11 protein-coding genes and 4 tRNA genes are annotated in these 11908 nt (G+C 39.2%); 11 read left to right on the forward strand and 4 right to left on the reverse strand.

Annotated elements, in window-relative coordinates:
* Nucleotides 1–70 precede the first annotated feature (70 nt).
* Together I6F40_RS15925 and I6F40_RS15930 are read left to right on the forward strand one after the other, a co-directional pair.
* On the forward strand, nt 71–1486 hold the full coding sequence (locus tag I6F40_RS15925; protein ID WP_166378576.1) for a mannose-1-phosphate guanylyltransferase/mannose-6-phosphate isomerase: 1416 nt from the start codon (nt 71–73) through the stop codon (nt 1484–1486).
* Entirely contained in the window at nt 1464–2099 is a 636-nt protein-coding gene (locus I6F40_RS15930; RefSeq protein ID WP_231609380.1) for a hypothetical protein, read from the forward strand. Before I6F40_RS15925 ends, I6F40_RS15930 begins: the two co-directional genes overlap by 23 nt.
* Nucleotides 2100–2139: 40 nt before the next feature.
* Here the strand turns inward: I6F40_RS15930 and I6F40_RS15935 are convergent, their stop codons facing one another.
* The 3 genes from I6F40_RS15935 to I6F40_RS15945 all read right to left on the reverse strand — a co-directional run bounded on the left by I6F40_RS15935 (nt 2140) and on the right by I6F40_RS15945 (nt 5684).
* On the reverse strand, nt 2140–4296 hold the full coding sequence (locus I6F40_RS15935) for a response regulator (RefSeq protein WP_166378574.1): 2157 nt from the start codon (nt 4294–4296) through the stop codon (nt 2140–2142).
* A 167-nt stretch (nt 4297–4463) separates the two neighbouring features.
* On the reverse strand, nt 4464–5120 hold the full coding sequence (locus I6F40_RS15940) for a helix-turn-helix transcriptional regulator (protein WP_004334929.1): 657 nt from the start codon (nt 5118–5120) through the stop codon (nt 4464–4466).
* Nucleotides 5121–5321: 201 nt separating this feature from the next.
* Entirely contained in the window at nt 5322–5684 is a 363-nt protein-coding gene (locus tag I6F40_RS15945) for a histidine triad nucleotide-binding protein (protein WP_197193194.1), read from the reverse strand.
* A 92-nt stretch (nt 5685–5776) separates the two neighbouring features.
* Here I6F40_RS15945 and I6F40_RS15950 point away from each other — a divergent pair, with 92 nt between their 5' ends.
* Nucleotides 5777–6376 carry a DUF2057 domain-containing protein gene (locus I6F40_RS15950; RefSeq protein WP_197193195.1) on the forward strand — a complete coding sequence of 200 codons (600 nt, stop codon included), beginning with the start codon at nt 5777–5779 and terminating at the stop codon, nt 6374–6376.
* A gap of 58 nt (nt 6377–6434) precedes the next feature.
* Here I6F40_RS15950 and I6F40_RS15955 read toward each other — a convergent pair whose 3' ends face one another.
* A complete protein-coding gene (locus I6F40_RS15955; RefSeq protein WP_197193196.1) occupies nt 6435–8276 on the reverse strand; it encodes a M1 family metallopeptidase in 1842 nt (613 codons plus the stop codon).
* Nucleotides 8277–8419: 143 nt separating this feature from the next.
* Between I6F40_RS15955 and murB the strand changes: the two genes are divergently transcribed.
* The 8 genes from murB to I6F40_RS15995 all read left to right on the forward strand — a co-directional run.
* Nucleotides 8420–9430 carry a UDP-N-acetylmuramate dehydrogenase gene (murB, locus tag I6F40_RS15960; RefSeq protein ID WP_197193197.1) on the forward strand — a complete coding sequence of 337 codons (1011 nt, stop codon included), beginning with the start codon at nt 8420–8422 and terminating at the stop codon, nt 9428–9430.
* Complete coding sequence (gene birA / locus I6F40_RS15965; RefSeq protein WP_007579893.1) at nt 9427–10419, forward strand: bifunctional biotin--[acetyl-CoA-carboxylase] ligase/biotin operon repressor BirA; 993 nt, start codon at nt 9427–9429, stop codon at nt 10417–10419. Before murB ends, birA begins: the two co-directional genes overlap by 4 nt.
* A complete protein-coding gene (locus I6F40_RS15970; protein ID WP_197193198.1) occupies nt 10416–11126 on the forward strand; it encodes a type III pantothenate kinase in 711 nt (236 codons plus the stop codon). The genes birA and I6F40_RS15970 overlap by 4 nt, the downstream gene beginning before the upstream one ends.
* Nucleotides 11127–11252: 126 nt before the next feature.
* Nucleotides 11253–11328 (forward strand) — tRNA-Thr (locus tag I6F40_RS15975).
* A gap of 40 nt (nt 11329–11368) precedes the next feature.
* Nucleotides 11369–11453, forward strand: a tRNA-Tyr gene (locus tag I6F40_RS15980).
* A gap of 44 nt (nt 11454–11497) precedes the next feature.
* A tRNA-Gly gene (locus I6F40_RS15985) sits at nt 11498–11572 on the forward strand.
* A gap of 11 nt (nt 11573–11583) precedes the next feature.
* Nucleotides 11584–11659: transfer RNA gene (locus I6F40_RS15990), tRNA-Thr, on the forward strand.
* A gap of 128 nt (nt 11660–11787) precedes the next feature.
* On the forward strand, nt 11788–11908 hold a 121-nt coding region (locus I6F40_RS15995; RefSeq protein ID WP_021031985.1), incomplete at its 3' end, for a GTP-binding protein.

Here is an 11908-nt window from a genome sequence, read left to right on the forward strand (position 1 = left end):
TTAATTTAGCGCAGAGCCAATAAAGTGTTAAAATAGTCGCTGATATTTTTGTTGGCGGCTAATATACATTATGAACACTTTAATCACTCCTGTAATTTTAGCTGGTGGCATAGGCTCTCGCTTGTGGCCGCTTTCTCGCCAAGCAATGCCTAAACAATTTTTATCACTACTAAATGAAAACACGTCATTGCTACAAAGTACGTTGGCGCGTGTTTCTAATGAGTTGTTTGATAATGCTATTTTAGTGTGTAATGAGCAGCACCGATTTATTGCCGCCGAGCAGGCTGAAAGCTCAATTCCTACTGCATTATTACTCGAACCCAAAGGTAAAAATACCGCTCCTGCCATCGCATTAGCCGCCCACTATGCACTGCAAAATGGGATTACCGGCCCGCTATTAGTGATGCCTGCCGATCATCATATTGAAAACTTTGGTGTATTAACGGCTAAGCTCCCAGAAGCTGTAAAACTTGCTGAGCAAGGAAAGCTAGTGACGTTTTCGATTACTCCTACAGAACCGCATACTGGCTATGGCTATATAAAACAAGGCGCGGCTATTGCCGGTACGGGTTGTTACGATGTTGCACAATTTAAAGAAAAGCCTGACTTAGATACAGCGAACCGTTATTTAGCTCAAGGAGGTTATAGCTGGAATAGCGGCATGTTTTTATTTACCCCCACAGCCTATTTAAAAGAGCTCGATCGTTTTGCGCCAAAAATAGCAACGAGTGTTGCTGCAGCGGCGCAATTTACTAAAGATTTAGGGTTTACCCGCCCAAGCAACAGTGCGCTTGAACACTGCCCAAGCGATTCAATTGATTACGCCATTTTAGAGCGCAGTAATAACGTAGTCGTTATGCCTGTTGATTTAAAATGGAGTGATGTAGGTAGTTTTTCATCTCTTGATGCGCTTACAAAAAAAGATGAAAACGGAAATAGCTTAAATGCTAATTATATGGCTCAAAAAAGCACTAATAACTTAGTTATTAACGAGGCTGAACACACTATTGCCACGCTTGGAGTAAGCAATTTAGCAATTATTCATACTCATGATGCCACGTTAATTGCAAACCAAAATGAGCTAGATTCTTTGCCTTTGTTGCTTAAGCAAATTGCTACAACACAGGCTGATAAACTTAACCATCATCAAGTGGTTTTTCGCCCATGGGGAAGTTACCGTACTTTGGTTGAAGGCACTGGCTTTAAAGTTAAGAAAATTACTGTTAACAGCGGTGCTAAGCTTTCGACGCAGCGCCATCAGCATCGTGCTGAACATTGGGTTGTGGTTTCGGGTATTGCAGATGTGTGTATTGATGAGCAAGCGTATACGCTAACGCACGACCAATCGTGTTATATCGCGGCTAAGCAAATTCATAGTTTGGCTAATAATCAAAAAGAGCCGTTAATTGTCATTGAAGTGCAAACCGGTACTGTACTTGATGAAAGCGATATAGAGCGATTTGATGATAAATATGGAAGGGGTTAAAAATCAAATTCATGCCAAAAAGGACGTTTCAATATTAATGAGTAAAGTAATTTATAAAATCACACCTGACGTGAATCATTATCGAGTCATATTTCCTGATGATGAAACTTTATGTGAATCTGAGTTATGGAAACCTAATACTTCTACAAAAGAGTCTACACTGATAAATTTTAGTGCCCATTATAATAATGAAAAAGAGACGCCTATAGGTGATATGACAGCAATAAATTTACAGGGTCTTGCTATAAGGGATCATGTAGCAAATGAATTGGTAGAGATTTTTGAAGATTCGGGAGAGTTACTGCCTTTCTATGTAGGTGATGATAATTGGTACTTTTATAATGTCACTCGAAAAATAGAGGGTATATTAAATGTTGAGAAGAGTACTTTTATGCTGCCAAGTTTAAATATCGGATTACAAAAAGCGGTGTTCAAAAAAGAAAAACTACCAAAGCATAGCTGCATATTTAAAATGCCAGAAGACCGATTTGAAGGCACTTACGTTTTTGACTCTCGTGTAAATGATAAAGATATTACTTTAAACCTATTTTGTGCCTTGCAAGCACATGGCTTTACTGGGCTTAGCTTTGAAGAGGTTGCGAGGTTTGATTAACCTAAAGTAAAATTTAAAAAACTTTAACGCTTTTTTAATTTCACTCTAACTGCCCACGCACAAACTTTAAATATTGCTCTAAGCTGCGTTGCCACAGATCTAACGCTTCATCAAGCATGTCGTTATGTGGCTTTTTATCGAGTAAACGGCGCTCTATTTTTTTAAGCTCAATACCATAGCGATTAAAACCCAGTTGCAGAGCGGTACTTGCTTGGCGATGTAAAAGCTTAATGCATTGCTCTGGTTGTTGATCAATAAGCTTTTGACAGCGAATTAGCTTGTTACGCGCCGAAAGCACAAACTCATTATAAATCGACGACACTTCATCTTCACTAAACGAGCTGGTGAGTGTTTCGGCCGCTGTTTTGTCATACAAGGTATCAATAAGCTCTACTGCAATACTCGCAGTTTGATTAGATTGAGAGTCGCTAAGTGCTTGGCGAAGCTTTTCGTGCTTAATAGGCTTGCCTACAATGTCTTTTATTCCTAATTCTAAATACTCTTTTACTTCGTCAGGGCTAAGGCTTGCAGTAAATGCGAGTACTGGAGTTCGTTGATTTTTATGATCAATGCGTTTTAGACGTTTAAGTACTTCTTGGCCTGTTAAATCAGGTAGGTTCATATCAAGCAAAACAACATCAAAGTGGTGGGCTTGCATGAGCTCTATGGCGCTTTTGCCATCTTTTGCGAGCTTGATTTTGTGTTCATCGTCTGCCATAAATTCAATAGCAATTTTTTGATTTAAATCTAAATCTTCAACCAGTAGTACATCAAGACCTGTTAAGTAATCTTTAGTTTGATGGCGCTGCTCTACAAGGCTTAATTCACCTAAAGTAAAAGTAACGGTAAAGCTAAATACACTACCAGTACCAAGCTGGCTGGCTATTTCGAGTCGGCTACTGAGCTTTTCAAGCAGGCGACTGGTAATAGCTAAACCTAGGCCGGTTCCGCCTTTCTCTTTTCCTGCACTACTTTGTACATAAGGTTCTGTTAAGTAGGCTATCTCATCATTTTCTATACCTGGACCTGAATCTTTTACACTAATTTTTATAGTGTGCTCAAGTTGCTTTTCTAATACTAAATCAACCTGAATTTTAACGGTTCCGTGGTCTGTAAACTTAATGGCATTACCCACTAAATTAATAATTATTTGCCTAAGTTTTTGCTGGTCGCAGTAATAACATGCTTGCTCAGGAATATTGCATATTAGTTCAAACTTGAGTTGCTTTTGCTCGGCGAGAGGGCTTAATAATAAGCATAAATTATTAAGCCATGTTTTAAACTCTATATCCTCTTCGTAAAGCGCTTCGTCACTTTGATCTAGGCTCGCGTAATCAAGGACCTTATCTACCAATAAATTAAGTGATTCGGCAGAATTTATAATCGCTTCGCAATAGGCTTTGTTGCGAGTATCACTTGTTTGGTTCATAACAAGTTGGGCGCTGCCTAAAATACCGTTTAGTGGGGTGCGAATTTCGTGGCTTATAGTTGATAAAAAGAGTCCGCGTATTTCTAAATCTTTTTGTGCTTTATCTGCTAATTTATTGAGGTGCTGCTCTCTGCGCTCATTACATAATAACGCCATACCTGCGGCATAAAACATGGGTGCAATTACGCCATTTAAAAATAACAAAGAGCTAAACCAGCCGTTTACTAAAAGATTTTTTTGTTCAATGTTGTCCATAAATAACGAGCGGCCAACAAAGCTTAAAGCAACAAGCGTTAAAATGGTTATGTATACAATGCTGCCATTAGGATAGGATTTACGTGCGCATTTGATAAATATAAATAGTAAAAAACCAGCTTCTGCTATGTGTTGTATATCGGATGCAATCACTCTTTCGTGTAAAGATGGGTCAAAAAAGGTGTAATAGCCAAGCATTACAGTGCAAAAAGCGGTCACTGAGCAGAGTAATTTAAAACCAATACCGCGATAATTTAAAAACTGACTAAGTGAAAGGCAGTGCACTATTGATGCGGCAAACATCATGCTACTGGCAGCGCTAATAATCACTAAATTATGTGTATCACCAACAAGAGTAAAGCCAATAACAGAACCTAACAGTAATATGGGATAGAAAATGTATAGCAGCGTGCCCGATATTTGTTTGTTTGTTCGCCATGTCAAAAAGTTAAGTAAGGTCATTACGACCATGATGGCGATGCTGGCAAAATAAAGAGTGAAGGAGTCGAGCATTAATATTCCAGCAAAGTAGCTATTAAGCTAAGGTTATCAAAAGTATACACTTATACCAATTATCAAAACAGATCACTTAGGCAAGCAAATTGGTATTAAATAAGTGTGTAACACATACAAAAACAGACACCTAAGTGTCTGTTTTTAATTTTAAACTAAATATTTGATTAACGAATTTCATCAGGGATATTTTGTTGTGCCCAAGATAGGAGTTCAATACGGTTACGACATTTAGTTTTTCTAAATGCGCTGTATAAATGTGTTTTAACTGTGTGTGGACTGATACTTAAATCTTCTGCGATTTCTTTATTTTTCGAACCTTTACTCATTAGTGAGATTATTGCTTTTTCTCGCTTAGTAAGTTTAACAGGCTCAATATCACCCTCGGTTAGTTTATGCAGCGCATCTTTATTAAATTGCAGCATACGATTTAATGCATTACACATAATATCGCGACGATACCAAAGTTGATCTTCAAGCAGTAAGCGAATACCTTTCATTAATACGTCGGCGTTATCTGTTGTGTAAAACACGCCACGAATACCACTTAACAATGCACGATTAGCAAGTTCAGGGTTTTCATCCAGATTAAATAATATGATATCGCATTTAATACGAAGGTTTACTAGTTGTTCTTTTAGTTTCCCCCATGCATCTTTACTTGATGTTTCAATAAACAAAAGTCGAGTCCCTTCAGGTATATCTAAAATATTAGTACCTGTGGTTACGTCAAGGCCTTGCGTTTTTAACAAAGGTTCTAAAACGTTAATACCGATAGTGTTAATTGGCTCTTGATCTAATAACAAAAAGGCTGAGCTGCTCATGTTTTTATACTCTTTTATAAAGCTGACTGATTAAGTTTACCACGACTTCCGCAACTTTTGTATTAGAAAATCACTGATGTACTCAATAACAAATACGATTTTACGATTATTTAAACATAAAATGTTGCAAACAAGTAACTATTTCTTATTTATAACGATGAAAACCCATAGTATTTATAACTAACTAATTGAGTAGCTAATTTACTTTTTTTTATTTTGATAAGGTGGCCATCCCATCTCTTTACCGGCAAGCATGTGTAAATGTATGTGATAAACAGTTTGCCCACCATGTTCGTTACAGTTCATAACTACGCGGTATCCGTCATCAGCAAAATTATGCTGTTTAGCTAATTTAGCCGCAACAACATATAAGTTGCCTACTAAGTGTGAGTTTTCAGGGTTTATATCATTTATAGTGGCAATTGCTTTTTTTGGGATAATTAACACATGAAATGGCGCTTGTGGGTTTATATCTTTAAATGCGAGAGTATTTTCATCTTCATAAACGATATCGGCCGGAATTTCACGATTGATTATTTTGGTAAAAATAGTTTCTTTGCTCATAGTGTGTTCCTAATTAAGTGTTATGAAATTTAAGCTCACTAATGACAAACTTTCAAAGCAGTGTCAAACTGAAATCAAATAAAGGAGTTAATATGCTTAAACCAATTTTAATAAGTAGTGCCGTTGCATTACTAGTTAGTTTTTCGGCTAATGCTGAAAATATTCACTTTCCAGAAGAAATTGTACCACTGCAAGTGGGCGATAAAATGCTAGAAAGCTCTTTATTTAGCCGTATTGATGATGTAGAACTTGCTCCCGGAACTTATCAGCTAAGGCTAAAGTACACCGATTTATATGAAGATGATTATGACACGCATGAAGTTGTGGAGTCGGAACCATTTTGGGTAAGTGTAACTGTTGAAGCAGGTAAAGATTATACCTTAGTGTTTAATCGTGCTGAAAATTCAGTATCTGCAAAAGTGTTTGCAGAAGCCCCTCAAGTGAGTTTAAAAGCAAAAAGTAGCGCTGTTGCTAAGCCTTTAAGTGTTATTTCTAACACGCAACTAGCAAGCAATAAACCGGTAATGCAAAATATATTGCCTGCAGGACCTTCACGTCCTAGTCAGCCAATAAAGCCAATAGCACCAGTTACAGGTAAAGGAATGCCAAGTGCGCCGCAAATGCTTGATTTTTGGTGGCAACAAGCCACAACTACAGAGCGTAAAGCTTTTTTAGAAAAAGTAACAAAGTAAAATAACAGAAAAACAAAAAGGGCCAAATTTGGCCCTTTTTGTTTCTAGTTAACGCTATTTATTCAAATAATGCGTCAATAGTACCTTGCGCAAGAGGGTGATACCCAGGGCGCGCTTTTAAGTACACGCTTTGTGCCCAGTCTTTTTTACCGTTAGTGATAAGTGATTTATATAACGGCACAATTAACTTACGACGGCCAATACCTGATAAGTGCTTATTAAGCGCAGGATAAATTGGTTGATAACCATTACCTACTGCTAGCATAAACCAAGCAAACGCACGTTCAGCGTTAGTTGATTGCGTTAGGTTAAATTCACTATCAAGCTCGCTCATTTTCTCTATGCTTAAATCGCGTGGTAAGTTATTTAAAAAGTGTAGCCACTCATGCACAGACCAATCAGCCGTTGGTAGTTGAGCTGCTGTTGTGTCGCCTTTCAACCATGCTGCTGTTACAGTATCTACTTTATCAAATGCATCAGAAGTAGGGTTTGGCGCATCACTTGGTAAGCCAGGCTCAAAAATCCATTCGTTTACTTTATCCATACTTACAACACCAGGGTACTTCTCAATTAAGTTAGCTTTTAAGTAAGTAACAAATTGCGCGGTAGTAAGTGATTTAAACGAAAACTCTTTAAAGTACGCTTTTACAAACGGGTCAAACTTATCGCGGCCATATTTGTTTTCTAGATAGATTAAAAATAACTGACCTTTAGTGTAAGGCACTGAGCTAAACGCATCGTCTGGGTCGCGGCCATTAAGCTTTAAATTAAGGCGTGTATCTGGTGCATCAATTGTTTTAATTTGTGCGCGTAAAGACGCTGAATCAAGTGCTTGTTCCATAACCGCACGGTCTCGACCAAATACTTCTTCCATAATGCGGTTTTCAACATACGAGGTAAAACCTTCGTTTAACCATAAATCTTCCCACGTTGCGTTAGTTACTAAGTTACCTGACCAAGAGTGAGCAAGCTCATGGGCAATAAGGTTAACTAAGCTTTTATCACCGGCAACAACCGTTGGAGTTATAAATGATAAGCGTGGGTTTTCCATGCCACCAAACGGAAAACTTGGCGGTAGCATTAATAAGTCGTAGCGACCCCATGCATATTCGCCGTACATAGCGTTTGTTTTGTCGATCATGGCTTGGGTGTCGTCAAATTCAGCAACTGAGGCATCTAAAATTGTAGGCTCAGCAAATATGCCCGTTTGGTGCGACATTGCTTTAAATTCTAAGTTACCTGCGCCAATAGCAATTAGGTAAGGTGAAATTGCTTGTGGCATATCAAAAATGTAGTCACCATCTTTATAAAGCGCATCTTTGTTGTCGGCACTCATTACAGCACGTATATCTTTTGGTGTATGAATTCGTGCAGAGTAAGTTACACGCATTGCGGGTGTATCTTGCACTGGGATCCAACTACGTGCATGAATTGCTTGCGATTGGCTGTACATAAATGGATGCGTTTTACTTGCCGTTTGCTCTGGTGTTAACCATTGCAGGCCAGATGCTTCTGGACGACTGTTGTAGTAAATACGAACTAATTCAGCTTGGTTTTTAAACACAATAGTAAGCTTTGAACCTTTAACGTCATCTCGCTTAGCTAAATCAAAAGTCGCCTTTTTCCAGTTACCACTTTGATCTTTGTACATTACTTTATCAATGTCTAAGTCGCGGGTATCAAGTACGAGAGTTCTACTTTTGCTGTTGTTCCACTGAAGAGTATGCTCAACAAAACCTTCTAACTGCTTGTCGGCAAAGTCGACATCTAAATCAAGGTTTAAGTGAGTAGTAACAACATCGTCAAGGTTAGCATACGAGTTTTGGTCAATCGCATTAGCCATTGCTTGCGAACACATACCCGCCATAGCGAGGCTTAAAAAAAGAGGTTTAATTTTCATCATTACTCTGAACACAAATAAAAAAGTGCTGGTTTTATATCACGATTGACACGGTGGGTTGAGTGATTTTTACAATCTAGTGCCACATTTGCGACGATGAGGTAAACTATTGCGATTAGTTACCGGTATTTTTAGAGAGCTTTGTGGCGCATTCATTACACTCCTTACATACATTCGCATTAAACAGCCAATGCCAAAATTTTGTTGAAATTACTCAGCTTGAGCAACTTAAAACGCAAAGTTTTAGTGCACCGTTTTGTTTGCTAGGCGAGGGCAGTAATACCGTATTTTTAAATGACTACATGGGTACGGTTATAAAAATAGCCTTAAAAGGTATTAAAATCACCGAGCGTGAGAGCGACACACTAATAAGTATTGCTGCAGGCGAAAACTGGCATCAACTAGTCAGTTATTTATTAGAGAAAAATATACCCGGGCTTGAAAATCTAGCACTTATACCGGGTACTGTTGGCGCATCACCGGTACAAAATATTGGTGCTTATGGCGTTGAGATAGCTAAATTTGTTGAGTTGGTAGAGTACTTTGATATAACCACTAAAACTATGCATTCACTAAATAACGAGCAATGTGAATTTGCTTACAGAGACTCAATATTTAAAAATGCTCTCAAAAATAAAGCGGTGATCACGCAAGTGCATTTAGCGCTCCCAAAAAAATGGCAACCAGTATTAAGTTATGGCCCCCTGCAACAGCTCTCAAGCATTACCCCGCAAGCAGTATTCGATCAAGTAATACAAACTCGCAATAGCAAATTACCTAACCCATATACACTTGCCAATGCGGGTAGCTTTTTTAAAAACCCAATAATAACCAACCAGCAGTTAGCTGAGCTATTAAAGCAATTTGCAGATTTACCTCATTACGAATATGGGCAAAGTCATCACAAGGTCGCAGCAGGTTGGTTAATCGATCAAAGTGGTTTAAAAGGGCACCGCGAGGCAGGTATAGAAGTGCATCAACAACAAGCACTAGTACTTGTTAATCACGGAAATAGTGAAGGTATCGACCTAATAAAAATGATTAAACACATTCAGCAAGTTGTTTATACGCGTTACAACATTATGTTAGAGCACGAAGTACGTTTAATAGATGCGCGCAGCGAATGCCATATTAACGCGGAGCCTGAGCAATGAAAGCACCTGATGGAAACAAACTCGCTATTTTAAATGCACTTAACCAAGGGGGCTTTGTATCTGGCCAAGCTTTGGGTGAAAAGCTAGGAATTAGCCGAGCTGCGGTGAGTAAACATATCAAAACGTTACAAGAAATGGGCTTGGATATTTTTAAAGTGACTGGCAAAGGCTACTGTTTGAATAGTCAGGTGGGCCTTTTAAATAAAACACAAATTGATCAGCACTACAAAGCGCTAGGTGCTAATACTGCCGATGTAGAAGTACACCCTATTATTGATTCGACCAACAGCGAGCTTATGCGCCGTATACAGGCTAAAACAGCGCTTGAGTCTGGCACTGTTATTGTTGCCGAAATGCAGCAAGCAGGGCGCGGCCGACGCGGCCGTGTTTGGCAATCCCCATTTGGCGCTAATCTGTATTACAGTTACTTTTGGCGTTTAGATGACGGGCTTCAAGCTGCAATGGGTGTATCAATTGCGGTAGGCCTTGCTGTTTATGATGCAATTAAAGCGTTATACCAAATTGATGTAGAGCTTAAATGGCCTAACGATATTTATATAAATAAACAAAAACTTGCAGGTGTGTTGGTTGAATTAGATGGGCAACCGCAAGGACCTTGTCAGTTAGTGATTGGTATAGGTATTAATTTACAAATGCCTGAGAGTTTTAGCCAACATATAGACCAAGCGTGGACCGACTTAAATCAACATACTCAAAAGCTTGATAAAAACCAGCTGGTGGCGTCACTTACTTATCATTTAGAGCAGCGTTTAGTGCAGTATCGTCAAACTGGCTTACAAGATATGTATGAGCAATGGAATTCGCTTAATGCGTTTGCTGGCGATTATGTTGAGCTAAATACAGGGCACCGAAGCTGGCGTGGAATATGCGAAGGTATTGACCCACAAGGTGGAATACGAATTCGCCAAGATGGTGAAGTAAAAAGTTATTACGGTGGGGAAGTCTCCCTCAGAAAGGCGCAAGTATGAGATTACTGATCGACGTAGGAAATACATCACTAAAAGCTGTGCTGTGGCATAACGAGCAAGCACAATCGACAGATATAAATAACCTGCCTTGGTTACAAATAACCGAAGTGATTTATGCATGTGTAGGGCGCAGTGATTTACTAAACGATATTCTCGCGCAAGCGGCTAGCAATAATATTATTTGTTTTGAAGCCAAGGTAACCAAAACGCTTGGAGATCTTGTATGTGCTTACGAGCATGTGGGTAACTTAGGCATAGACAGGTGGCTTGCGCTTATTGCAGGCTTTACGTTATATCCAAACACAGTATGTATTGTTGTTGATGCGGGTACTGCGACAACAATTGATGTGCTCAATAGTGAAGGCCTACATTTAGGTGGCTGGATTTTACCCGGGCTTGATTTAATGACCTCATCGCTTACACAAAACACCCAACGTGTTTTTGATGACGGTAAAACACCGTTTACTAATGAATTGGGTAAAAACACGCCAAATGGTTTAAAAAACGGTGCCTTAGTGGCAACCATCGGGGCAATTGAGCAAGCTAAGCTGAATTTAACGGCTCAAAAAACAGAACAAGCAACACAAATTATTTTTGCTGGTGGCTATGGCCCACTATTGCAGCAGCAATTTGCAGGAAGTATTTTTGATTCATTGCTCGTAATGAAGGGATTGAATTATTGGTACGAATTAACCGAAACAGTATAAAAAAGTGCAAAAAACGCGTTTTCGCGTGAATATTGAGCATTTAAACTAAAAATTTACACTTTTTTTAATTTTATTGTTGCATCCCAATAAACCTTACTCTAATATCTCGCCCCGTACTAAAGCAGTGCCGACTTAGCTCAGCTGGTAGAGCAACTGACTTGTAATCAGTAGGTCAACCGTTCGACTCGGTTAGTCGGCACCACTTTCCTTTTACCGGAAGTGAATTAGTAGAGAATTATCGTGGAGGGGTTCCCGAGCGGCCAAAGGGATCAGACTGTAAATCTGACGGCTCAGCCTTCGCTGGTTCGAATCCAGCTCCCTCCACCACTTTATTCTTGACGGTTAGAGGTAGTTTAAGAACAGATTTTTATGCGGGCATCGTATAATGGCTATTACCTCAGCCTTCCAAGCTGATGATGCGGGTTCGATTCCCGCTGCCCGCTCCAGTTCTTGTGTTGCTGATATAGCTCAGTTGGTAGAGCGCACCCTTGGTAAGGGTGAGGTCGGCAGTTCGACTCTGCCTATCAGCACCAGTCCTAAGAATCTCCTTGATTACTTCCTTTATCTGTCAGAAAATACTATTTGAAAAAATTAACTTAATCTACCTCTGGTGGATTATTTTCATATGTAATTTAGATACACAAAACTGATAGGTTCCGTCATGGCAAAAGAAAAGTTTGAACGCGTAAAACCGCACGTAAACGTTGGTACAATCGGCCACGTTGACCACGGTAAAACTACACTAACTGCAGCAATCACTAACGTACTTGCAAAAGTATACG

This window comes from Pseudoalteromonas sp. SWXJ133 (assembly GCF_015864365.1).
GTDB classification, from domain to species: Bacteria; Pseudomonadota; Gammaproteobacteria; order Enterobacterales; family Alteromonadaceae; genus Pseudoalteromonas; species Pseudoalteromonas arctica.